Genomic DNA, 21,805 nt, shown 5'->3' with positions numbered 1-21,805 from the left:
CCTCGGCCTGACGAGTGGTGCCGTCAGCCGTCGTCGCGGACGTCGACGACGACGCGGGTCGGGTCCTCGAGCGAGAACACCCGGAACGGGCGCCGCTCGTCGTCGACCCCGACGAACGCCTGCGTGTACCCCTCGAACACGCCGCGCAGCAGCACCTCCTCGACCTCGCCGTCGTCCCCGGCCCAGACGGGGTTGGGGCCCGCGTACTCCTCGACCCCGGTGTCCATGGGGTACCCCGAGCCGGAGATCATGACCTGCAGGTAGGCGTCGCCGTCGACCGCGACGACGTCACCCTTGCCGTCGTCCGTCGGCTGGTCCACGTACTCGACCCGCCACCCGGGCGTCCCCGTGCCGCCGAGCTCGAAGACGACCCGGTCGAACCCGTCGTGGTGCCCGACCCGGACGTCCGTCACCGTGAGCGCGGCGTCCGCGGACGGGTCCTGCGTGTCCGGCTCGGTGTTCGCGGGGAACGGCAGCGGTGCCTCCGTCGCGTCGTCCGACGGCGTGGACGCGCCGTCGGACGGCTCGGCGCCGGGCTCCGGGGTGGTGCTCGGGGAGTCGGTGGGGCTGGGCGACGCGCTCGTCGCGGTGCTCGACGGCGAGGGCGACTCGTCCGACTCGCCCGGGCTGCACGCCGCGAGGGCGAGGACGAGGACCGCGCCGGCGACGGCGGCCGGTCCTCCGGGCACCGCGCGGCCCGTCGGTCGTGCCTGCCGCGTCCGCACCGCTCGTCGTGTCGTCATGCCGTCGATCCTAGAAAGCCCAGGTCACGCGCGCGCGGCGGGCGGGCCACGGTCCGGCGACGGTCGTGTCACGGCCCGGTCTCGGGGACCGTGCACCCTGTCCTGACGAGGTGGCTGCCGCTACCCTCGGGGGATGCTGCAGGGGATCGGTGGTGCGTCCTTCGCGGTCGCGCTCACGGGACTGGTCGTCGTGGGGATCGTCCGCTTCACGTCCGGGGCGGAGGCGCGTGCCCGGCGCTCCGAGGGCGCGGGCGAGAGCGCGTCGTCCGGCATGTTCGGCGAGATCGTCGAGATCTTCCAGCCCAGCCGGACGCACCTCACCGAGGAGAAGGAACGTCAGCGGCTCGACATCGTGCAGCGTCCGGCGGAGGGCCGGCCGTTCGACGTCGACCTGGACGGCGGGGTCTTCTACGTCCCTCGGGAGCAGTCCCGCGGCGGCTCCCCGGCACCTGAGCCCGACGCGGGCTAGGGTGCGGTGACCGACAGGTGGTGGTGCGCGGGCCGTGGCGGCCTGCGCGGAGAGGATCCAGGGCGTGCGTGACGAGCATCCGTTCGGTATCCGCCTGCACCCGGTGGCAGCGAGGACCGACCTCGACCCCGGGGCCCGCGAGATCGGCGTCGTCCACGACGGAGAGCTTCTGGTCATGGAGCACGAGGACGGGTCGACATGGGTGCGGGACGTCGCGACGGGCGACTCGTCCCCTCTCAACCGCGACCGCGCGGCGACCGAGGGGTTCCTGGAGGCGTTCGCGGAGTACCTGGGCTCCGGACCGCCCGCCCCCGGACCGACGACGATGACGGCCGAGCAGGCCGCGGAGCGTCTCCGCGCCTTCCGGGCGGGGGAGGTTCGTCCGCCCTCCCGTCCGTCCGGGCGCAGGGCTCCCTCGCACCGCGCACGGCTGCGGACGCTCCGCACGAGGCTGCGGGCCATCGACAGCGCCGCGACCGGGCCGGGCTCCTGGTGGAGCGGTCCCCTCGAAGAGGCGGAGAACGACCTGCTCTGACGGGGTCGGAGCGCGGCGGTGCGGAGCCGAATCGACGCACCCGCCGCCGCGGCGCCGCGCGGCCGGGGCCGTGGCGCGCGTCAGTCGACCGCGCTGCGCAGGGCCCGGTCCAGGTCGCGCCAGAGGTCCTCGACGTCCTCGACGCCCGCCGAGAGCCGCAGCAGGTCTTCCGGGACCGTGCGCGACTCGGTCGCGAACCGGCGTCGGCGCTCGAGGCTCGACTCGACGCCGCCGAGGCTCGTCGCGGGCACCCACAGCCGGACCGCCGCGACGACGGCGTCCGCGCCCGCCGCACCACCGCGCGGGCGCACGCCGAGGATCGAGCCGTACCCGGTCATGAGGCGCGTCGCGCGCTCGTGACCCGGGTCGTCGGGCAGGCTCGGGTGCCGCACCTCGACGACGTCGGGGTGCTCGGCGAGCCGGCGCGCGAGCTCCGCCGCGTTCTGCTGGGACCGCTCGACGCGCAGGGCGAGCGTGCGCAGGCCGCGCAGCGCGAGCCACACCTCGAACGGCCCGGGGATCGAGCCATGGAGCGTGCGGTAGGCACGCAGCGCCGTCGTGAGCTCCGGCGTGCGCGCGACGGCCGTCCCCAGCACGACGTCGGAGTGCCCGGCGAGGTACTTCGTCACCGAGTGCACGACGACGTCCGCACCGTGCGCGAGGGGCTGCTGGCCGAGCGGGGTCGCGAACGTGTTGTCCACCGCGGACAGGACCCCGCGCTCGCGCGCCGCCGCGAGCAGGGCGGGCAGGTCGGCGACCTCGAGCATGGGGTTCGTCGGGGACTCGACGAGGAGGAGCGACGCGCCGTCGAGGGCCGCGACGACCTGGTCGGTGTCGGCGACGTCGACGCGCACGACCTCGACGCCGGCCCGTGCCGCGAGGTCGTCCGCGAAGCCGAGCGACACCTGGTAGGCGTGGCGCGGCAGCACGACCTTCCCGCCCGCGGGCACGGCCGAGAACACCGCGGCGATCGCCGCCATCCCGGAGCCGAACACCACGCCGGGGTGCTCCGCGCCCTCGAGCGCGGCGAGCGCCTCCTCGAACGGGTGCCACGTCTCGGTGTCCATCCGGGTGTACAGGAGCTCGCCCGGCTGCTGGACGCCCTGCGACACGTACGTCGAGGACAGCACGATCGGGGGGTTCACGGGCGCGCCCTGCGACCGCTCGGGCCGTCCGGCGGCGACGGCGACGGTCGCGGGGGACAGGGCGTCGGGGACGTGCGGGTCGCTCATGGCGGCAGCGTACGCCCGGCCGCCCGACGAGTGCCCCGGGCGACCACCCCCTGACCGGGCGACCAGGCGATCACGGTCGGCCGAGCAGGTCGTCCTGGTGCGTCGTGCGGCCGGGACGAGCCAGGACCACCTGCTCGGCGTCCGGTGGTCCGCGTCAGGGGAGGGGGCCGAGGAGCGACTGCGCGACGGTCGAGTGGGCGGACTCGTCGTCGGACGGGTGGAAGATCCCGGCGAGGACGTCGCGGTAGAGGCGGCCGAGCTCGTTGCCGGCGAAGTAGCTGGAGCCGCCCGCGACCCGCACCATCTGGTCGACGACGGTCTTCGCCGTCTCCGTCGCGCGCACCTTGAGCCCTGCGGTCGCGCGGAACCAGCCCGCGCCGCGGTCGACGAGGGCGTCGAGCTCGGCCGCGACGGTGTCGATCTGCGGCCAGACGGCGTCGAGCGCGAGCGCGGCGTCCGCGAGGCGCCAGCGGACGTCCGGGTCCTCGGAGAGCGGCGCGCCGTCGTTCTTCATCGACGTCCGACGGCGGGCCGCGGCGACGCCGAGCTCGAGCGCACGGTCCGCGATGCCCGTGTACACCGACGCGAGCAGCGTCTCGAACGTCGTGAAGATCCCGACGACGAGGGGGTCCAACGTCGGGCCCGGCGGCAGACGCCGGACGACGCGCTCGACGGGGGCGAACGCGCCGTCGAGCACCGTGGAGCGCGACTGCGACGCGCGCATGCCCATCGTGTCCCAGTCGTCGAGCACCTGGACCCCGGCGTCGCGCGACACGAACGCGTGCACGAGGCGCGGGGCGTCGCGCGACTGGGTGTCGAGCCCCAGGACGCCGAGCCGCGTCCACGCGGGCGAGTTCGACGTGAAGATCTTGCGGCCGTGGAACGTGTACCCGCCCCGCTCGTCCGGGCGCGCCTCGGTGCGCGAGCCGAGCAGCACGAGGTCGTTGCCGCCCTCGGAGTAGCCGAAGCCGAAGACCTCGCCGCGGCCGGCCTCCTCGAGCAGCCAGTCGAGCGACGCGTCACCGCGCAGGTGGAGGTAGCGCGCGACGCCCGTCCACACGTGGTGCATGTTCACGGCGAGCGCCGTCGCGGGGGCGGCACCCGCGAGCCGCGCCTGCTCGTGCGCCAGCTCGCGCAGGGTGAGGCCCGCGCCGCCGAACGACTCCGGCACGAGCGCGCGCAGGTACCCGGCCTCGGTGAGCGCGGCGAGGTCCTCGGTGAAGAACGCGTTGTCGCGGTCGTAGCCCGCGGCCCGGCCGCGGATCTGCTCCAGCAGCTCGTCGGAGAGCAGCGTGCGCGGCGTGGGGAACGGGGCGGGGGACGGGACGGGCGTGGGCATGGCCTGCCTTCGGTCTCGGGGCGGACGGTGGAGGGGTGGACGGGGAAGGGCCCCGGCGACGTGCGTCGCCGGGGCCCCTCCACCGTACGGCGGCCGGTGGCCGGCCGTCAGCCCACGAGGACGGGCACCGGGTCCTCCGGGTGGGGGAGGATGCGGCGCAGGACGTCCGCGAGCGTCACGACGCCGACGAACCGCTCGCCGTCCATGACGACCGCGAGCTGCTCGCTCGACTCGCGCATGCGCGCGAGCGCGGCGTGCACCGTGGTGCCGGACTCCAGGACGAACCCGGGGCGCGCGAGCTCCTTGGCCAGCCGGTCGTCCGGCTCGAGGAGCGTGTCGCGCACGTGCACGACCTTCGGGACCACGCTCCCGTTCTGGACGAGGATGCGCAGGTGGCCCGAGCGGGCCGACGCGCGTCGCACGTCGGCCGCGGTCGCGTCGGCGGGGACCGACGTGGGCCGGCTCCCGGCCGGCACGAGCGCGTCGACCGTGAGGGTCTCGAGCTCGATCACGCCCGAGATCTGCGCCCGGTATGACGCCTCGAGCGCGCCGACGTTCGCCGAGTGCTCGACCAGGTGCCGCAGGGTCGCGGCGTCCTGCCCGCCACCCTCGACGTTCTCCACCGGCTCGACGCCCACGGCCCGCACGCAGCGGTTCGCGAGCTCGTTGAGCCAGCGCAGGAGCGGGCGGAACGCCCACATGAACCCGCGCATCGGCAGCGCGAGGAGCGTGGCAGACCGCTCGGGGTGGGCGATGGCCCACGACTTCGGTGCCATCTCGCCGACGACGAGGTGCAGGAACGTCACGACGATCAGCGCGAGCACGAAGCCCGCGACGTCGGCGGCCCACAGGGGCGCGCCCCACGTCTCGAAGACGGGCGTGAGCCAGTGGTGGACGGCGGGCTTGGTGATGGCACCGAGCGCGAGCGTGCACGCGGTGATGCCGAGCTGGGCGCCGGCCATGAGGAGCGTGAGCTCGTTCGAGCTGCGCAGCGCGGCGCGCGCGGCGCGGCTCGTGGGGGCGGCGTCCTCGAGGCGGTGCCTCTTGGCGCCGAGGAGCGCGAACTCCACGGCGACGAAGAACGCGCTGAGCGCGATGATCGCGACGGTCGCCGTGACGACGACCCAGGGGTTGCTCATCGGGTCTCCTCCGCGGCGTCGGTCGGGTGCGCAACCTCGCGCGCGGTCGGGTGCACGACGACGTCGACGGGGACGTCGCCCCGCCGCTCGACGAGCCGGACGCGCACGAGACGCGGCACGTGCCGCTCGACCGACAGGACGTCGACGAGGAGGGCGCGGTGCACCGGCTCGTCGTGCACGAGGTCGGCCGGGTCGTCCGGCAGCGGCACCTCGATCTGGTCGCCCGCGCGCGGCAGGGCGCCGTGCTGGGCGATGAGGAGCCCGGAGACCGTCTCGTGGTCGCCGCGGGGCAGGTCGTGCCCGAGGGCGCGCTCCGCCTCGTCGACGTGGACGTCGCCGCCCATGACCCACACGCCGTCCTCCTCGGCCGTGACCGTGGCGGGCTGCTCGGGGTCGTGCTCGTCGGTGATCTCGCCGACGAGCTCCTCGGCGAGGTCCTCGACGGTCAGCACGCCGGTGAAGCCGCCGTACTCGTCGATGACGCACGCGAGCTGGTTGCGCGTGGAGTTGAGCTGCGCGAGGGCGTCCGGGAGCGTCATGGCCGTCGGCAGCACCACGGCCTGGCGCATGAGCGCCGTGACGGGGGCGTCCGCGGGCAGGTCGGTCGCGAGGACGTCGGCGAGCTGGACGACGCCGAGCGGCTGGTCCGTGTCGTCGACCACCGGGTAGCGCGTGTGGGCGCGGGCCATGAGCTCTCGCACCTCGGCGACGGTCGCCTCGGGCCGCACGGTTCCCACGCGCGAGCGCGGGATCATCGCGTGCTCGACGTCGCGCTGCGGGAAGTCCAGCACGCGGTCGAGGAGCACGGACAGCTCGTCGGTCAGGTTCCCGCTCTCGCGCGAGTCGGCCACGATGTGCTCGAGGTCGCGCGCGGTCGCGGTGTTGTCGACGTCGTGGACGGGCTCGATCCTGAGCATCCGCAGCAGCGCGTTGGACGCCTTGTCGAACACCGCGATGAGCCAGCCGAACACCGTGAGGTACGCCGACGTCGAGCGTGCCAGACCCTTCGCGAGCGGCTCGGGCCGCGCGATGGCGAGGTTCTTGGGGAACAGCTCGCCGAAGAGCATCTGGATGATCGTCGACAGCACGAGCGCCAGGACGGTGCCCACCGCGACGCCGACACCCGTCGGGACGCCGACGCCGCCGAGCATGGTGCCGAGCGACTGCCCGATGAGGGGCTCGGCCACGTAGCCGACGAGCAGGCCCGTCACCGTGATGCCGAGCTGCGCGCCGGACAGGACGAAGGAGGTGCGCCGGGTCACGGCGAGCGCGCGCCGGGCCGACTCGTCGCCGGCCTCCGCCTTGGCCCCCAGCCGGGAGCGGTCGACGGTCATGTAGGCGAACTCCTGCGCGACGAAGTAGGCCGTCGCCGCCGTGATCGCGAGGACCACGAGGAGCCCGAGGAGGAGGGAGAGGAAGGTCGTCATCGTGCCCGCACCGCCCTGCGGTCGACGGGGACGCGTGGGTGCGTCCGCTCGCTGCCGGGGCCGGTGCGGCCGGGACTATGGTCGGGGTCGTCGGCCGCGGGGGCCTCGAGAGTCGTGTCTTCCACGGCACTCCCAACGCCGGAGCCTCCCGGATCGTTCCCGGGATCTCGCGGGGATGCTCGCCGGGATCTCGCACCGGCGCGCGTCCGCGCGCGAGCAGGCGTCCGGTAGGGTCGTCCGCGATGTCCAGCCAGAGCCCCGACCGGTCCGTGCCGTCCACCGACGAGCACCCCACCGGCGCCCCCCGCAAGCCCCGCGTCCTCGTGCTGTTCGGCGGGCGCTCGGGCGAGCACGCCATCTCCGCCGCGACCGCCGCGGGCGTCCTGCGCGCCATCGACCGGACGCGTTACGACGTCGTCCCGGTCGGGATCACGCCGTCGGGCGAGTGGGTCCTCGCGGCCGACGAGCCGTCGCGCTGGGAGATCACGGCGGGCCGGCTGCCTCAGGTCGAGCCGACGGGCGAGGAGGTCATCCTCCCGCTGTCGACCGGGCGCCGGGACCTGCGGGTGCTCGCGCCCGGCGAGGTGCCGCGCGTGCTCGGCGAGGTGGACGTCGTCTTCCCGCTCCTGCACGGCCCCTACGGCGAGGACGGCACCCTCCAGGGCATGCTCGAGCTCGCCGACGTGCGCTACGTGGGCGCGGGCGTCCTCGCCTCGGCGGTCGGCATGGACAAGCACGTCATGAAGCTCGTGCTCGCGGGCGAGGGCCTGCCGATCGCGCCGTACACCGTCGTCAAGCCGGGGGCGTTCGAGCGCGACCCGGAGACGGTGACGCAGGCGGTGGCCGCGCTCGGCCTGCCCGTCTTCGTCAAGCCCGCGCGCGCCGGGTCGAGCCTCGGCATCTCCAAGGTCGACGACCTCGCCGACCTGCCCGCGGCGATCGCGGCGGCGCAGGAGCACGACCCGAAGGTCGTCGTCGAGGCGGGCGTCGTCGGTCGCGAGATCGAGTGCGCCGTCCTCGGCGGACGCGGGGGAGCGCGGCCGCGCGCGTCCCTGCCGGGCGAGATCGTCGTCACGGGCGAGCAGCACGACTTCTACGACTTCGAGGCCAAGTACCTCGACGAGGCCGGGGTCGAGCTGTCGTGCCCGGCGGACCTCCCGGAGCACCTCGTCGAGCGCGTGCGCGAGATCGCCGTGCGCACGTTCGAGGCGGTCGGCGCGGAGGGCCTCTCGCGCGTCGACGTGTTCGTCACGCCCGACGAGCAGGTCGTCGTCAACGAGATCAACACCATGCCCGGCTTCACGCCGTTCTCGATGTACCCGCGCATGTGGGAGAAGTCGGGGCTCAGCTACCCCGACCTCATCGACGAGCTCGTCGCCCTCGCGCTCGAGCGGCCCACCGGCCTGCGCTGACCGCGCGGGCGGCGAGCCGGGGGCAGGCCCGGGACGGGCACCGGCTCAGCCGACGTCGCCCACCCCGACGCACGCGCGCGTCTGCGGGACCTCCATGACCGCGCGGCCCAGGTCCGCGATGAACGACGTCGAGTGTCCCTCCGTCACGGCGGGCGGGACGACGACCTGCACCGCGGGGTCGCGCCCGTAGGTGGTGAACGTCCACGTGCCCTCGTCCTCGACGACGAGCCAGTCGACGCTGCCCCCCTCGGACACGACGCTCTGGCACGCCGTCGTCGTGGGCCCGGGCACCTCGACGCCGCACCGCAGCGTCACCGCTGCGCCCGGCTCGCCCCAGGCGGCCGTGGCCTGGCTCGTCGTGCCGACCTTCGGCAGGTCCTCGCCCAGCGAGTCGGGCAGCGCGAGCACGACGTCCGCGCACAGCGGGTTCTGGGCGTCGTCCGCCACGGGGACGCCGATGCGCGGCGCGCACGCGGCGGTCGCGGCCACGACGCCCAGGAGCGCGGGGACGGCCAGGGCGCGGACGAGCCGGCGGCGGGACGGCCGGGACGATCCCGGACGGGCGGAGGGGAAGCGGGGAGGAACGACGTCGAGCACGCGACCACCGTAGCGGCCCGCGACGGGTGCCCGTGACCGCCCGGGCGGCGACTAGGGTGGCCGCGTGAGCGAGACGCCCCTGCTGGTCCGCGACGTGCCCGAGGAGGCGCTCCTCGCCCGGATCTTCCCCCTGCTGCCCACGGCCCCCTCGACGCTCGTCGGGCCGGGGGACGACTGCGCGGTCGTCGCCGCGCCCGACGGCCGCTACGTCGTGTCCACCGACGTCCTCGTCGAGGACCGGCACTTCCGCCGACGCTGGTCGACGGGCTACGACGTCGGCCGCCGCGCCGCCGTGCAGAACCTCGCCGACGTCGTGTCCATGGGCGCGCGCCCCGCGGCGCTCGTCGTCTCGCTCGTCATGCCGGGCGATCTGCCGGTCGACTGGGTTACCGAGTTCGCGCGCGGGCTGGCCGACGCGTGCACCCCGCTCGGTGCCGCGGTCGTGGGCGGTGACCTGTCCGGAGGGGACCAGGTCGTGGTCGCCGTGACCGTCCACGGGGACCTGGAGGGACGCGAGCCGGTGCTGCGCGGCGGCGCCCGGGCGGGCGACGTGGTCGCGCTCGCGGGGACGCTCGGGCGGTCCGCCGCGGGTCTCGCGCTGCTCGACGCCGGTCGCGCGGACGTCGACGACGCGCTCGTCGCCGCCTACCTGCGTCCCGACCCGCCGCTCGCCGCAGGCCCGGTCGCGGCCGACGCCGGGGCCACGGCGATGATGGACGTCTCTGACGGCCTGCTGCGGGACGCGGGGCGGGTCGCGCGGGCGAGCGGCGTCGTCGTGGACCTGGACCCGGGCGCGCTCGACGCCGACCGTGCCCGGCTGCGGGACGCGGGCGCCGCGCTCGCGGGCGAGGACGACGGGGCGGAGCTCGTCGACGGGTGGGTCCTGTCCGGGGGAGAGGACCACGGCCTGCTCGCCACGTTCCCCGCGGCTGCACCGCTCCCGGCCGGGTTCCGGCGGCTCGGCACGGTGCGTCCCGCGGGCGACGACGGCGCGGGCGTGCGCCTGGACGGCGCGGTGCCGCGCCGGTCGTCGGGGTGGGACCACTTCCGCGCTTGAGCGCGGGCGTCAGCTCCGGCGGCGGTAGCGGACGGCGGTGAGGTCCTTGCCGCCGATGTCGTCGCGGCGCTCGACCCCGTCCGGGCTGAACCCGTGCCGGCGGTAGAACCGGCGCGCGCGCTCGGCGTCCTCGAGGACCCAGAGCGTGACGGTGGTGCCGGGGGCCACCTCGCCGAGCATGGTGCGCATGAGGTCGCGCGCGACACCGCGGCCCCAGGACTCGGGGTCGAGGTAGATGGCGTAGATCTCCAGGTCCCCGGGTTCGGCGTCCTCGTCGCGACCGGGGCCGAGGGTGGCGAAGCCGATGGTGCGGCCGTCGGCGTCGGCGAGCCACGTGCGCGCCCCGGCGGTGCCGAGGCTCTGGACCCAGTGCTTCTCACGCTGGTCGTGGTCGAGCGAGGCGAGGTACTCGTCCGGCACGATGCCGGCGTACGCGCCGCGCCACGACGCGATGTGCACGGCCGCGATGGCGCGCGCGTCCGCGGGGCCGGCCGGGCGGATCGTTACCTCGCTCAGTTCCGTCACCATGGACAAAGACTGCCACCCGGGCGGGGATAGACCAAGCCCGTTTGTCCGGATCCTCAGGAGATCTTCGGAGCTCGGGCGTCCGGCGACGGGGGCCGCAGACGACGAGAGCGCCCGCCGGGGACCGGCGGGCGCTCTCGTGGAGGAGTCGCGCGACTCAGGCGGGGCGGGTGACCTTGCCGGCCTTGAGGCACGAGGTGCACACGTTGAGGCGCTTGGGCGTCCCCGCGACCACGGCGCGCACGCGCTGGATGTTGGGGTTCCAGCGGCGCTTCGTGCGGATGTGGGAGTGCGAGATGCTGTGCCCGAAGCCCGGGCCCTTGCCGCAGACGTCGCAGTTGGCAGCCACGGTTTCTCCTGATCGTCGTGCACGTCGCGCACGCAGCGGCGACGTCCTGAATGGTCTGTAGGGTGTCCGGCCCGGTGTCCCTCGGCGGCTCCTCGACGACGTCGAGGGCGCGCGAAGCACCCGGGCAACCTCGTCAGGGTAGCCGATCCGAGGCCCTGAGCTCAAACCGGGTCCGCGTCGCGCGGATCACGCCGGAGCCGGGGCGGCTCGCCCCACGACCGGGAGCCGGGTTGACTACCGTGGTCCCGACGACCGCCGGGTCGTCCGACCCGCCGCGCGCGGCCGGGCCGTCCCCAGCGTACGAGGAGCCGTCCCGACGTGAGCCCCGGAGCCGACGTGGTCGACGCCGCCGTCGTCGTCGCGTGGGGTCGTGGTGGTGTCCACGCCCTCGCTCAGGCGCGCGCGTCGCTCGACCGCGTGAACGTCTTCCCCGTGGCCGACGCGGACACCGGCACGAACATGTACCTCACGCTGCTCGACGCCGTGCGGGCGCTGCCAGCGGGCACGGCGGACGCCACGGGCGCAGCGGGTGGCGCGGGCGACGTCCTCGTGCGTCTCGCGCGCGGGGCGCTCGTCGGGGCGCGCGGCAACTCCGGCGTCATCCTCAGCGAGTACCTGCGCGGGCTCGCGCTCGAGCTCGCCGAGCACCGGACGGTCTCGGGCGCGGCGCTCGCCGTCGGCCTGGACCGCGCCGCGCGGACGGCGCGGGGTGCCGTCGCGCGCCCGGCGCCGGGCACGATCCTCACCGCGGCGGACGCGGCGGCCCGCGCGGCCGCGGACGTGGTCACGGACGGCGACTCCTCGCCCGGTGCCGTCGCCGCGGCGGCGCGGGACGGCGCCCGCGCGGCGGCGCTGCGCAGCACCGACGAGCTCGACGCGCTGGCACGGGCGCAGGTGCTCGACGCCGGTGCCCTCGGCCTCGTGCTCGTGCTCGGCGCGCTCGTCGCGGCGCTCGACGAGCGGACCGGCGGAGCGGACCGCACGCGGACCGACGAGCCGGGCCGCGGGACCGTCGACGCACGCCTCGACGAGCCCGGCGCGGCGCCGGTGACCCCCGCGCCGGTCGTGTCGGAGGTGCTGGGCATGATGTCCGGCACGACGCCGGTCACCGGGTCGTCCGTGGGGGCGGCGTCGGGGACCGAGGCCGCGCACGAGGGGGGCGAGTTCGAGGTGATGTACGTGGTCGACCTGCCGGGCGGTGCGCTCGCGGGCGCCGTGGGCGCGTCCGCGGCACCGGGGGAGCGGCTGCGGTCCGACCTGTCCCGGATCGGGGACTCCGTCGTGGTCGTCGGCGGCGCGGGCGACGACGGGTCGGGGCTGTGGCAGGCGCACGTCCACACCGACGACCCGATGGCGGCGGTCGTGGCCGGACGGGCGGTGCTCGCCGACGCCCAGGGCCGCGCGTCGCGGGAGGGAGCGGGGGCGCTCGTCGCGCTGCGGCAGGTCCGCGTGCGCCACCTGCCGGGCACGCACGGGCACGGCCACCTTCCGGAAGCGGCGGGCATCACGGCGGACGGCGGCCCGTCGGACGAGCCGGGGCTCGTCGCGGTGACCAGCTCACCGGGGCTCGTCGCGGACCTCGCGCGCGCGGGCGCCGTCGTGCTCCTGCGCGACGAGCCCGGTGCGCCCGACCTCGCGGCGCTGCACCGCGTCGCCGTCGACGCGCGCGCGGCGCACGTCGTGGTGCTGCCCGGCGGCGACCTCCCCGAGCGGGACGTCGCGACGCTCCGCGCGGCCCTGCGCGAGGACGGCGTCGAGTCGCTCGAGGTGCTCCCGGCCCCGACGGACCTGCACGTGACGGTCGCGCTCGCCGCCGCCCAGCTGGTCGACGGCCCCGGTCGCGTGGACGCCGTGCGGTCCGCTCTCGCCACGGTGCGCACGTCCCGGGCGTCGGCGGCCGGGACGGACGACCCCGAGGCCGCGCGCCGGCTCGTCGGGCTCCTGGAGGGCCTGCTCGAGCGTCCCGCCGAGGTCGTCACGGTCCTCGCGGACGACGACGTCCCCCTCCCGGCGCTCGACGCGCTCGCCCCCGCGGCCGCCCGCGCCGGGGCCGAGCTCGTGCTCCTGCGCTCGGGCCGGGTCGGCGGCACGGTCGCGCTCGCCGCGGAGGGCGCCGTCGTCCACCACGGCACGGACGAGGCGGTGGGCGCATGACGGACCGGCTGGCCGAGCCGCTGACCCGCGCCGTCGGGACGCGCAGCGCGGGACCGCTCGCGAAGCTCGGCCTCGAGACCGTGGGCGACCTGCTGCGCCACTACCCGCGCCGCTACGGCGACCCCGGCCGTCTCACGGACCTCGGCGGGCTCGCCCTCGGCGAGCACGTGACGATCGTCGCCCAGGTCCGCAGCGCGACCGTCCGGCGCATGCGCAACCGCGCGGGCGCCATCCTCGAGGCCGTCGTGACGGACGGTCCGCAGCAGCTCTCGCTCACGTTCTTCGCGAAGAGCCCCAACGTGCTGCGCTACCACGAGCAGCGGCTCGCGCCGGGGCGGCACGGCCTGTTCACGGGCGTCGTCGGCCTCTACCGGGGCACGCGCCAGCTCACGCACCCCGACTACAAGATCATCGGCATGGACGACGACGCCGAGGACGCCGAGAGCGCCGTCCTCGAGGCGAGCAGGCCGATCCCCATCTACCCCGCGAGCGGAAGCATCCCGAGCTGGAAGATCCAGCCGGCCGTGCGGACGGTCCTCGACCCGCTGCGCGAGGAGGACGTCCCCGACCCGCTGCCCGACGCCGTCCGCGAGCGGCGCGGGCTCGGCACCCGGCTCGAGGCGCTGCGCGACGTCCACGAGCCGTACGACGAGAAGCAGTGGCGGCGCGGTCGCGACCGGCTGCGGTACGAGGAGGCGTTCGTCCTCCAGGCCGCGCTCGCGCAGCGGCGTGCCCGGGCCGCCGCCGAGCCCGCGACCGCACGCCCGCCCCGGCCGGAGGGCGAGCCGGGCATCCTCGCGGACTTCGACGCGGCGCTGCCGTTCACGCTCACGCAGGGACAGCGCGAGGTGGGCCGGGAGATCGCCGACGACCTCGCGCTCGCGCGCCCCATGCAACGGCTCCTCCAGGGCGAGGTCGGCTCCGGCAAGACCGTCGTCGCGCTGCGCGCGATGCTCCAGGTGATCGACGCCGACGGCCAGGCGGCGCTCCTCGCGCCCACCGAGGTGCTCGCCGCGCAGCACGCGCGAACCCTGCGGGCGCTCCTCGGGCCGCTCGCCGAGGGCGGGTTCCTCGGGGGCGCCGACCACGGGACGCGCGTCGCGCTCCTCACCGGCTCGCTCGGCGCCGCGGCGCGCAAGGAGGCCCTGCTCGACGCCGCGAGCGGCGCGGCGGGGATCGTCGTGGGCACCCACGCGCTGCTCTCCGAGCACGTGCAGTTCGCCGACCTCGGGCTCGTGGTCGTCGACGAGCAGCACCGGTTCGGCGTCGAGCAGCGTGACGCCCTGCGGGCGAAGGCCCGCACCTCCCCGCACCTGCTGGTCATGACGGCGACGCCGATCCCGCGCACCGTCGCGATGACCGTGTTCGGCGACCTCGAGACGTCGTCGCTCACGGAGATCCCCGCCGGGCGATCGGGCATCACGACGCACGTCGTGCCCGCCGGGAACCCGACCTGGATGGAGCGGACGTGGGCGCGCGTGCGCGAGGAGGTCGACGCCGGGCACCGCGCGTACGTGGTATGCGCCCGCATCCACCCGGACGAGCCGGACGCCGACGCGGGCGGGACGGGGGGCGACGACTTCGACGACGTCCCGGACTTCCTGCTCGATCCCGACGCGCCCGACGCCGTCGAGCGGGCGCCGCTGCGCGCCGTGCTGGAGGTCGCGGAGGAGCTGCGCGCGCACCCGCGGCTCGCCGGGCTGACGGTCGGCGTGCTGCACGGCCAGATGCCGCCGGCCGAGAAGGACGCCGTGATGGCCGACTTCGCATCGGGAGCGGTCCAGGTGCTCGTCTCCACGACGGTCGTCGAGGTCGGCGTCGACGTCCCGGAGGCCACGGCGATGGTCGTGCTCGACGCGGACCGGTTCGGCATCTCCCAGCTCCACCAGCTCCGCGGGCGCGTCGGGCGCGGGTCGGCCGCCGGGCTGTGCCTGCTGGTCTCGACCGCGCAGCCGGGCACGCCCGCCGCGACGCGCGTCGAGACGCTCGCGCGCACGACGGACGGGTTCGAGCTCGCCACCGTCGACCTCGAGCTGCGCAGCGAGGGCGACGTCCTGGGCGCCGCCCAGTCGGGGCGTGCGAGCTCCCTGCGGCTCCTGCGCGTCGTCAAGGACGCGGACGTCATCGAGACCGCGCGGGCGGACGCGGCGGAGGTCGTCGCGCAGGACCCGGACCTCGCGGACCACCCGGCGCTCGCCGCCGCGATCCGCGAGCAGCTCGACCCCGAGCGCGAGGAGTTCCTCGAGCGTGCGTGACGGGGCGCCGCGGCGCCTGCGTAGGGTGGGCGCGTGACGAGGATCGTGGCGGGAACAGTCGGTGGGCGCACGCTGCAGGTCCCACCCCGCGGCACGCGACCGACGAGCGAGCGCGTGCGGGAGGCGATCTTCTCCCGGCTCGAGCACCTCGGCGTCGTCGACGACGCGCACGTCCTCGACCTCTACGCGGGCTCCGGCGCGCTCGGCCTCGAGGCGGCGAGCCGCGGCGCGGCCGACGTCACGCTCGTCGACTCCGCGCGGGTCGCGGCCGACGTCGCACGACGCAACGTCGCCGCCCTCGGCCTGTCGAACGTGCACGTCGTCGCGCAGCCGGCCGAGGCGTTCGTCGCGGGCGTGGCGGCGGCCGCGGCGCAGCGGTCGGCGGCCGGGGACGCGGCCGGAGCGGCCGGTGCGTCGTCCCGGGGGCGTGCGGGCCACGGCCCCTTCCACCTCGTGCTCGTGGACCCGCCCTACGACGTGACGGCCGAGGCGCTCGAGCGCGTCCTCGCGCACCTCGCCGTGCCCGGCGTGCTGGACCCGGCCGCCGTCGTCGTCGTCGAGCGCTCGACGCGCACGCCCGAGCCGACGTGGCCCGCCGGCTGGGAGCTCGTCGCGCACAAGGACTACGGCGAGACCGCGGTCTTCTTCGTCGGCCCGCAGCTCCCCGACGACGCATAGCCCGCCGCCCACCCGTATCCGGCCCCACGTCCCCGTCGACCAGGTGGTTCTGGCTCGTCCGGGTCGGCTGACGCACCCGGACCGCCTGCTCGGCCTGCCGGGACCGCCTGGTCGGTGGGGGCGTCCGCGGGACCGGGGGGTCAGGCAGTCGGGGCTCGGGTCTCGGCCGGGGAGAGGGTGCCGACGGGCACGGTCGCGAGGGCGGCGGGGTCGTCCGGGTCGACGAGGCGGACGCTGTCCCCGCCCGCGGCGTCGAGCAGGCGGCGGGTCGCGGCGTCGTCGGCGAGCGTGCCCTCGCTCTCGCGGAGGTTCTCCGCGAGGAAGGCGCGCAGCGGCGCGGCCGGGACGTCGTCCTCGGCGGCGTGCGGACCGCGGGGGAACGACACGAGGAGGAGCGCGGGCACGCGCTCGCCGCCCGGACCGTCGCCGGGCTGGAAGTAGGGGAGCGCCAGGACGCGCGCGCCGAGGCGCGCGTAGAACCGGAGCCGCGCGACCGGGTCGCCGTGGGCCTCGCTGCCGGTGTGGTGCGCGGGGTGCTCGACCTCGCCCACGACGACGAGCGGGTCGAGCGCGCGCCATTCGTCGAGCGCGGTGGTGACGAGACGGCGGCCCACGCCGCCGCCCCGGCGTCCGGGGGCGATCGCGAGGTAGAGCACGAGGAGGACGCGCGCGTCGGCGAACCACTCGCCGACGACGCCGGCGACGACGCGGTCCTCCTCGACGACGCCGAGGCTGCGCAGCCGCCCGCTCGCGTGGGCGTCGAGCAGCTCCTGCTCGTCGACGAGCTCGGCGGGCGGGAACGACGGCACGAGGACGTCGCGGTGCAGCGAGCGCAGCAGCGCGGGGTCGGTGAGCGGGACGACGGCGGGGGTGGTCACGTCGACCATCGTCGCGCCCGACGCCGGTCGGCGCGCGCCCGGCCGCGCCGCCCGGGTCCGGCGGCCCCCGTGTACTACCGTGACGAGGTGACCACAGCCGTCTGTCCCGGGTCGTTCGACCCGATCACCCTGGGCCACCTCGACATCGTCCGCCGTGCGCGCGCCCTCTTCGACGAGGTCGTCGTCGGCGTCGCGCGGAACGCGTCGAAGTCGGCGCTCCTGAGCGTCGACGAGCGCGTGGACCTCGCGCGGTCCGCGGTGCGGGACGCGGGGCTGGACGGCGTCCGGGTCGAGGTCGTGCCGGGGCTGCTCGTCGACTTCTGCCGCGACGTCGGTGCGACGGCGGTGGTCAAGGGCCTGCGCGGCGGTGCCGACTTCGACGCGGAGCTGCCGATGGCGCTCATGAACCGGCACCTCGCGGGGGTCGAGACGGTGTTCGTCGCGGGCGACGCCGCGCTCCTGCACGTCGCGTCGTCGCTCGTGAAGGACATCGCGCGGTACGGGGGACCGGTGGACGACCTCGTCCCGCCGGGGGTGGGCGACGCCGTCCGGGCGGCGCTGGCACGGACGCAGGGGACCAGCAGGTGAGCACGACGGGAAGGACCGGGTACGTGAGCGAGCAGCAGGACCGACGGCCGACGCACGAGGACCGCGCGGGCGAGGAGGCGCAGGTCGGGTTGAACGCGATCCTCGACGACCTCACGCACCTCGTCGAGTCGGCGCGCACGATGCCGATGTCCGCGTCGGTGCTGGTGCACAAGGGCGACGCCCTCGCGCTCCTGGACGAGCTGCGGGGCGCGCTGCCGGAGCAGCTCGCGCACGCGGACGAGGTGCTCGCGCAGGCGGACGCCGTGCTCGAGGACGCGCACCGGCAGGCGGAGGAGATCCTCACGACGGCGCGCGCCCGGGCGATCGAGCTCGTGCAGACGGAGCAGGTGGTGGTCCAGGCGGAGGCGCGCGCCCGCGACATCGTCGACGAGGCGCAGGAGGCGGCTGCCGTGCTGCAGCGCGACGCCGACGACTACTGCGACCGGCGGCTCGCGGACTTCGAGGTGGACCTCGGCAAGCTCCTCGCGCAGGTCCAGGCCGGCCGGGCGAAGCTCGCGGACCGGCTCGGCGACCGCTTCGGCGACGCCGACGAGTCGCCGTTCCCGGCGACGATGCGCGAGCGCGGCGGGGAGCGCGCGGCCCGCTGACGGGCGTGCCGGTCGCCGGACCCGACCACCGTCGTGGTCGGCGCCGTGAAGGTGGCGACCACGGCGTCGGGTGACGTAAGATCGATGTTTGGCTCGTCGCGTCACGCGTCGACCCGTGCCTGGCAGCCGCCGTCGAGCGGTCGCCGGCCCCCGACCATCGTTGACCACCGTCCGCGGGCACCCACGCCTGCGGGCTCCGATCCTGGAGCGCACCATCACCGCCGAGAAGACGTCGCCGCTCGTGCTCGACACGCACGAGCTCGGTCGGCGACCCGGGAGCATGCTGACGGTCCGCCGGACCGTCCCCGCGCCGGCCGACCTCGGGACCGCCGTCATCGGCATCCCCGAGGGCAGCGAGCTCGAGCTCGACCTGCGTCTCGAGGCCGTCATGGAGGGCGTGCTCGTCTCCGGGACGGTGACGGGGCGCGCGGTCGGGGAGTGCGTGCGCTGCCTCGACACGGTGCACGAGGACGTCTCGGTCGAGCTCGGCGAGCTGTTCGCCTACCCGGAGCGCGCGAAGGCCGCCGAGGAGTCGGGCGACGACCTGGAGGACGCCGAGGACGTCTACGAGCTGGACGGCGACCTCGCGGACATCGAGCCCGCGCTACGGGATTCGGTCGTCACTGCACTACCATTCAGTCCGGTGTGCCGAGCGGACTGCCCGGGGCTGTGCTCCGAGTGCGGTGCGCGCCTGGCGGACGACCCGGGCCACACCCACGAACTTGTCGACCCTCGTTGGTCGGCGCTGGAGAGCATGTTCGACACCTCGAACGTGTCCGACGAGACGAAAGAGAGCTAGCCGTGGCTGTTCCGAAGCGCAAGATGTCGCGCAGCAACACCCGTGCGCGTCGTTCGCAGTGGAAGACGACCGCCGCGAACCTCACCACCTGCCCGCAGTGCAAGGGCGACAAGCTGTCGCACGCGGCGTGCCCGACGTGCGGTACCTACAAGGGCCGCCAGTACGCCGAGGCGCTGCGCACCGAGCACGCAGGCTGAGGCGCGTGGCACCGGCTGCACCGGCATCCGGTCTTCTCGAGAAGCTCGGGGTCCATCTGGACCCCGAGCTTCTCGTGCTTGCGCTCACGCACCGGTCGTTCGCGCACGAGAACGGCGGCATCCCCACGAACGAGCGTCTCGAGTTCCTCGGTGACACCGTCCTGGGCCTCGTCGTCACGGAGACCCTCTACCGCCGCCACCCCGACCTGTCCGAGGGCGAGCTCGCCAAGATGCGGGCCGCGACCGTCTCGCAGAAGTCGCTCGCCGCGATCGCGCGCCGGCTCGGCCTGGGGCAGTACGTGCTGCTCGGCAAGGGCGAGATCCGTACGCGCGGCAACGACAAGGACTCGATCCTCTCCGACACGGTCGAGGCGATCATCGGCGCGGTCTACCTGAGCCACGGCCTGGAGCCGGCCCGCGGGCTCGTGCTCGGGCTCGTCGAGCCGACGCTGTCGGCGGCGGCCGGTCTGGGTGCCGGGCTCGACTGGAAGACGTCGCTCCAGGAGGCCGCGGCCGCGGCCGGGCTGAGCGCGCCGTCGTACTCGAGCGACGCCGTCGGGCCGGACCACGCGCGGGTCTTCACGTCGTACGTGCACCTCGACGGCCGCCTCTACGGCACGGGCAGCGGGACGGCGAAGAAGTACGCCGAGCAGGAGGCCGCGGAGCGCGCGTACCGCGCGCTCGCGGCGGAGCAGGCCGAGCGCGAGGCGGCGTCCGCGGCCTCGCCGGTCGCGGCCGAGGACGCCGGTGCCTGAGCTGCCCGAGGTCGAGACCGTCCGCGACGGTCTCGCCCGCCACGTCGTGGGCGCCCGCGTCGTCGACGTGGAGGTGCTGCGCGACTACAGCGTGCGGCGCCACGAGGGCGGGCCGGCGGGCTTCCGCGACGAGCTGCTCGGCCAGCGGCTCGGCGCCGCGGTGCGCCGCGGCAAGTTCCTCTGGCTCCCGCTCGAGCCCGCCGCCGGGTCCGACGACGGTCCCGCCGCCGCCCTGCTGGCCCACCTCGGGATGTCGGGCCAGCTCCTCGTCCGCTCCGGCGTCGCGCTCGCCGACCGCTCGCCGCACCTGCGGGTGCGCGTGGTGCTCGAGCACGACGACCGCACCGCGTACGGTGCGCAGGCGCTCGACTTCGTCGACCAGCGCACGTTCGGGCACCTGTCCGTCCAGGACCTCGTCCCGACGCCCGACGGCGCCCCCGGCGGCCTCGGCTCCGACCTCGCTGCGGTCCCGGCGCCCGTCGCGCACATCGGCCGGGACCTGCTCGACCCGTCGCTGCGGCGCGACGACGTGGTGGACGCGATCCGGCGTCGTCGGACGGGCGTCAAGCGCGCGCTGCTCGACCAGACCGTCGTGTCCGGGGTCGGCAACATCTACGCGGACGAGGCGCTGTGGCGCGCCCGGCTGCACTACGCCCGCGCGACGGACACGCTGCGCCGTCCCGAGGCGCACCGCCTGCTCGACGCGGCGGCCGAGGTCATGACGGAGGCCCTCGCGCAGGGCGGCACGAGCTTCGACGCCCTCTACGTCAACGTGAACGGGCAGTCCGGCTACTTCTCGCGGTCGCTCGCGGTGTACGGGCAGCAGGGCGAGCCGTGCCCCCGGTGCGGCACGCCCGTCCGGCGCGACGAGTTCATGAACCGCTCGTCGTACACGTGCCCGCGGTGCCAGCCGCGCCCCCGCAACGGCCGCTGGTAGCCCCCGGAAGCACCCCCTCAGCGGGGGACGACGTTGCGGAGCTCGCGGCCCGCGCGGAGCGCGTCGAGGTTGGCGTTGACGAGCTCGGACGCGCGCTGGGGCCGGTTGCCCGCGAGGTGCGGCGTGAGGATCAGGCGCGGCGCGTCCCACAGAGGTGACTCCGCGGGCAGGGGCTCGGACCCGGTGACGTCGAGCGCGGCGCCGCCGAGCCGCCCGTCGTGCAGCGCGGCGACGAGCGCGTCCTCGTCGACCGTGGCGCCGCGGCCGACGTTGACGAAGACCGCGTGGTCCGGGAGCTGGTCGATCCGCGCGGCGTCGAACGCGTGCCGCGTCGTGTCGAGGGCGGGCAGGAGCGAGACGAGCACGTCGGTCGAGGCGAGCACGTCGGGGAGGTCGTCGTCGGTCACGACGGGGAAGCCGTGCCGCTCGCCGCGGCGGCTCGCGACGCCCGTCACGTCGGCGCCGAGCGCCGCGAGCAGCGGCGCGAGCCGGGCGGCGATCGAGCCGAAGCCCCACACGGTCACGCGTGCGCCGTCGAGCGTGTAGCGCGCGGCCGTCGCCGGGTCCGCCTGCGCCTGGTTCACCGCGGTGTCCCACCGGTGCTCGCGCTGCGCCGCCCCGAGCACGTCGAGCCGGCGCACGACGGCGAGGACCAGCGCGAGCGCGTGCTCGGCGACGGGGCCGTCGTGCAGGGACCGGCCCGAGGTGATCGTCACGTCCGGCCCGAACCCGGCGGCGAGCACGGCGTCGGGGCCCGCGGCGAGCGTCTGGACCCAGCGCAGGCGCGGGAGCCGCGCCGCGGCGTCGGCGAGGTGCTCCGCGGAGCCGCCCCACACCACGAGCACCTCGGCGTCGGCGTCCTCGGGGCGGAACGGGGCCGCGGCGTCGTACACGACGACCTCGTCGTCCGGGCCCGCGTGCACGTCGAGGGCGATGGTGCCGGGCACGAGGATCTTCACCGCTGCTCCTTGAGGTCGTCCGTGCTGTCGTCACGGCCCTCGCGCTGCGCGGGACGGGCCGCCTCGCGAACGTATCACCGCGTCCGCGCTGCCCCGAGACGGTTCGGCGCCGGTGCGGCGCCCGGTCCGCGACCTGGCCGCGCCCCGGACGACTCCCCAGGCGCGACCTGCGT

23 protein-coding genes are annotated in these 21,805 nt (G+C 75.8%); 13 read left to right on the top strand and 10 right to left on the bottom strand.

Going from position 1 to position 21,805, the window contains the following annotated elements; genetic code table 11:
- Positions 1-23 precede the first annotated feature (23 nt).
- Positions 24-743, bottom strand: a complete 720-nt coding sequence (locus RSE42_RS12465) for a hypothetical protein (protein WP_415296447.1) — start codon at positions 741-743, stop codon at positions 24-26.
- 133 nt (positions 744-876) lie between these two features.
- Here RSE42_RS12465 and RSE42_RS12460 point away from each other — a divergent pair, with 133 nt between their 5' ends.
- The gene (locus RSE42_RS12460; RefSeq protein WP_415296446.1) at positions 877-1,212 is read left to right on the top strand and encodes a DUF6191 domain-containing protein; all 336 of its coding nucleotides are present in this window, start codon (positions 877-879) and stop codon (positions 1,210-1,212) included.
- A gap of 64 nt (positions 1,213-1,276) precedes the next feature.
- On the top strand, positions 1,277-1,747 hold the full coding sequence (locus tag RSE42_RS12455) for a hypothetical protein (RefSeq protein WP_415296444.1): 471 nt from the start codon (positions 1,277-1,279) through the stop codon (positions 1,745-1,747).
- Positions 1,748-1,827: 80 nt separating this feature from the next.
- Here the strand turns inward: RSE42_RS12455 and RSE42_RS12450 are convergent, their stop codons facing one another.
- From RSE42_RS12450 to RSE42_RS12435, 4 genes are all read right to left on the bottom strand, one after another.
- Positions 1,828-2,979 (bottom strand): trans-sulfuration enzyme family protein, encoded by a 1,152-nt coding sequence (locus tag RSE42_RS12450; RefSeq protein WP_415296442.1) that lies wholly within the window; start codon positions 2,977-2,979, stop codon positions 1,828-1,830.
- A gap of 154 nt (positions 2,980-3,133) precedes the next feature.
- Positions 3,134-4,318 (bottom strand): acyl-CoA dehydrogenase family protein, encoded by a 1,185-nt coding sequence (locus tag RSE42_RS12445; RefSeq protein ID WP_144722615.1) that lies wholly within the window; start codon positions 4,316-4,318, stop codon positions 3,134-3,136.
- A 107-nt stretch (positions 4,319-4,425) separates the two neighbouring features.
- Positions 4,426-5,457 carry a hemolysin family protein gene (locus tag RSE42_RS12440; protein ID WP_043654869.1) on the bottom strand — a complete coding sequence of 344 codons (1,032 nt, stop codon included), beginning with the start codon at positions 5,455-5,457 and terminating at the stop codon, positions 4,426-4,428.
- The gene (locus tag RSE42_RS12435) at positions 5,454-6,884 is read right to left on the bottom strand and encodes a hemolysin family protein (RefSeq protein ID WP_081600013.1); all 1,431 of its coding nucleotides are present in this window, start codon (positions 6,882-6,884) and stop codon (positions 5,454-5,456) included. The genes RSE42_RS12440 and RSE42_RS12435 overlap by 4 nt, the downstream gene beginning before the upstream one ends.
- A 242-nt stretch (positions 6,885-7,126) precedes the next feature.
- Between RSE42_RS12435 and RSE42_RS12430 the strand changes: the two genes are divergently transcribed.
- The gene (locus RSE42_RS12430; RefSeq protein ID WP_415296439.1) at positions 7,127-8,296 is read left to right on the top strand and encodes a D-alanine--D-alanine ligase family protein; all 1,170 of its coding nucleotides are present in this window, start codon (positions 7,127-7,129) and stop codon (positions 8,294-8,296) included.
- Between the two features lie 45 nt (positions 8,297-8,341).
- Here RSE42_RS12430 and RSE42_RS12425 read toward each other — a convergent pair whose 3' ends face one another.
- Entirely contained in the window at positions 8,342-8,893 is a 552-nt protein-coding gene (locus RSE42_RS12425; RefSeq protein WP_232422964.1) for a DUF3515 family protein, read from the bottom strand.
- 64 nt (positions 8,894-8,957) lie between these two features.
- Between RSE42_RS12425 and RSE42_RS12420 the strand changes: the two genes are divergently transcribed.
- Complete coding sequence (locus tag RSE42_RS12420; RefSeq protein ID WP_415296437.1) at positions 8,958-9,950, top strand: thiamine-phosphate kinase; 993 nt, start codon at positions 8,958-8,960, stop codon at positions 9,948-9,950.
- A 9-nt stretch (positions 9,951-9,959) separates the two neighbouring features.
- Here RSE42_RS12420 and RSE42_RS12415 read toward each other — a convergent pair whose 3' ends face one another.
- Complete coding sequence (locus tag RSE42_RS12415) at positions 9,960-10,478, bottom strand: GNAT family N-acetyltransferase (RefSeq protein WP_114554181.1); 519 nt, start codon at positions 10,476-10,478, stop codon at positions 9,960-9,962.
- Between the two features lie 154 nt (positions 10,479-10,632).
- The gene (rpmB, locus tag RSE42_RS12410; protein WP_024840757.1) at positions 10,633-10,824 is read right to left on the bottom strand and encodes a 50S ribosomal protein L28; all 192 of its coding nucleotides are present in this window, start codon (positions 10,822-10,824) and stop codon (positions 10,633-10,635) included.
- A gap of 318 nt (positions 10,825-11,142) precedes the next feature.
- On the opposite strand from rpmB, the gene RSE42_RS12405 reads away from it, so the two are divergent.
- The 3 genes from RSE42_RS12405 to rsmD are packed head-to-tail and all read left to right on the top strand — an operon-like array spanning position 11,143 to position 15,911.
- Entirely contained in the window at positions 11,143-12,978 is a 1,836-nt protein-coding gene (locus RSE42_RS12405) for a DAK2 domain-containing protein (protein ID WP_396052159.1), read from the top strand.
- Positions 12,975-15,233, top strand: coding sequence for an ATP-dependent DNA helicase RecG (locus RSE42_RS12400; protein WP_171468122.1), 2,259 nt, complete (start codon positions 12,975-12,977; stop codon positions 15,231-15,233). Before RSE42_RS12405 ends, RSE42_RS12400 begins: the two co-directional genes overlap by 4 nt.
- 33 nt (positions 15,234-15,266) lie before the next feature.
- On the top strand, positions 15,267-15,911 hold the full coding sequence (rsmD, locus tag RSE42_RS12395) for a 16S rRNA (guanine(966)-N(2))-methyltransferase RsmD (RefSeq protein WP_396052155.1): 645 nt from the start codon (positions 15,267-15,269) through the stop codon (positions 15,909-15,911).
- Positions 15,912-16,051: 140 nt separating this feature from the next.
- Here rsmD and RSE42_RS12390 read toward each other — a convergent pair whose 3' ends face one another.
- Positions 16,052-16,789, bottom strand: a complete 738-nt coding sequence (locus RSE42_RS12390) for a GNAT family N-acetyltransferase (protein WP_415296435.1) — start codon at positions 16,787-16,789, stop codon at positions 16,052-16,054.
- Positions 16,790-16,876: 87 nt separating this feature from the next.
- On the opposite strand from RSE42_RS12390, the gene coaD reads away from it, so the two are divergent.
- The 6 genes from coaD to mutM all read left to right on the top strand — a co-directional run bounded on the left by coaD (position 16,877) and on the right by mutM (position 20,673).
- Complete coding sequence (coaD, locus tag RSE42_RS12385; protein ID WP_031315746.1) at positions 16,877-17,377, top strand: pantetheine-phosphate adenylyltransferase; 501 nt, start codon at positions 16,877-16,879, stop codon at positions 17,375-17,377.
- A 23-nt stretch (positions 17,378-17,400) separates the two neighbouring features.
- Positions 17,401-17,985: a hypothetical protein gene (locus tag RSE42_RS12380; protein WP_228485008.1), complete on the top strand. Its 585-nt coding sequence runs from the start codon at positions 17,401-17,403 to the stop codon at positions 17,983-17,985.
- 280 nt (positions 17,986-18,265) lie between these two features.
- Positions 18,266-18,784 (top strand): YceD family protein, encoded by a 519-nt coding sequence (locus RSE42_RS12375; RefSeq protein WP_163187270.1) that lies wholly within the window; start codon positions 18,266-18,268, stop codon positions 18,782-18,784.
- Between the two features lie 2 nt (positions 18,785-18,786).
- Positions 18,787-18,981 carry a 50S ribosomal protein L32 gene (gene rpmF / locus RSE42_RS12370; RefSeq protein ID WP_021482203.1) on the top strand — a complete coding sequence of 65 codons (195 nt, stop codon included), beginning with the start codon at positions 18,787-18,789 and terminating at the stop codon, positions 18,979-18,981.
- A gap of 5 nt (positions 18,982-18,986) precedes the next feature.
- The gene (gene rnc, locus RSE42_RS12365) at positions 18,987-19,736 is read left to right on the top strand and encodes a ribonuclease III (RefSeq protein ID WP_051028283.1); all 750 of its coding nucleotides are present in this window, start codon (positions 18,987-18,989) and stop codon (positions 19,734-19,736) included.
- Positions 19,729-20,673: a bifunctional DNA-formamidopyrimidine glycosylase/DNA-(apurinic or apyrimidinic site) lyase gene (gene mutM, locus RSE42_RS12360; RefSeq protein ID WP_415296432.1), complete on the top strand. Its 945-nt coding sequence runs from the start codon at positions 19,729-19,731 to the stop codon at positions 20,671-20,673. Before rnc ends, mutM begins: the two co-directional genes overlap by 8 nt.
- A 17-nt stretch (positions 20,674-20,690) precedes the next feature.
- Here the strand turns inward: mutM and RSE42_RS12355 are convergent, their stop codons facing one another.
- On the bottom strand, positions 20,691-21,632 hold the full coding sequence (locus RSE42_RS12355) for an NAD(P)-dependent oxidoreductase (RefSeq protein ID WP_415296431.1): 942 nt from the start codon (positions 21,630-21,632) through the stop codon (positions 20,691-20,693).
- Positions 21,633-21,805: the final 173 nt, after the last annotated feature.

The organism is Cellulosimicrobium sp. SJTW-1, assembly GCF_047716875.1.
GTDB lineage: Bacteria > Actinomycetota > Actinomycetes > Actinomycetales > Cellulomonadaceae > Cellulosimicrobium > Cellulosimicrobium funkei.
This window is presented reverse-complemented; position numbering and strand designations above follow the sequence as displayed.

Coding starts and splice junctions, on each gene's coding strand:
- RSE42_RS12450 (WP_415296442.1), bottom strand. CDS start 2,979: ATGAGCGACCCGCACGTCCCCGACGCCCTGTCCCCCGCGACCGTCGCC.
- RSE42_RS12445 (WP_144722615.1), bottom strand. CDS start 4,318: ATGCCCACGCCCGTCCCGTCCCCCGCCCCGTTCCCCACGCCGCGCACG.
- RSE42_RS12400 (WP_171468122.1), top strand. CDS start 12,975: ATGACGGACCGGCTGGCCGAGCCGCTGACCCGCGCCGTCGGGACGCGC.
- RSE42_RS12460 (WP_415296446.1), top strand. CDS start 877: ATGCTGCAGGGGATCGGTGGTGCGTCCTTCGCGGTCGCGCTCACGGGA.
- RSE42_RS12415 (WP_114554181.1), bottom strand. CDS start 10,478: ATGGTGACGGAACTGAGCGAGGTAACGATCCGCCCGGCCGGCCCCGCG.
- RSE42_RS12430 (WP_415296439.1), top strand. CDS start 7,127: ATGTCCAGCCAGAGCCCCGACCGGTCCGTGCCGTCCACCGACGAGCAC.
- RSE42_RS12440 (WP_043654869.1), bottom strand. CDS start 5,457: ATGAGCAACCCCTGGGTCGTCGTCACGGCGACCGTCGCGATCATCGCG.
- RSE42_RS12435 (WP_081600013.1), bottom strand. CDS start 6,884: ATGACGACCTTCCTCTCCCTCCTCCTCGGGCTCCTCGTGGTCCTCGCG.
- RSE42_RS12465 (WP_415296447.1), bottom strand. CDS start 743: ATGACGACACGACGAGCGGTGCGGACGCGGCAGGCACGACCGACGGGC.
- RSE42_RS12375 (WP_163187270.1), top strand. CDS start 18,266: ATGCTGACGGTCCGCCGGACCGTCCCCGCGCCGGCCGACCTCGGGACC.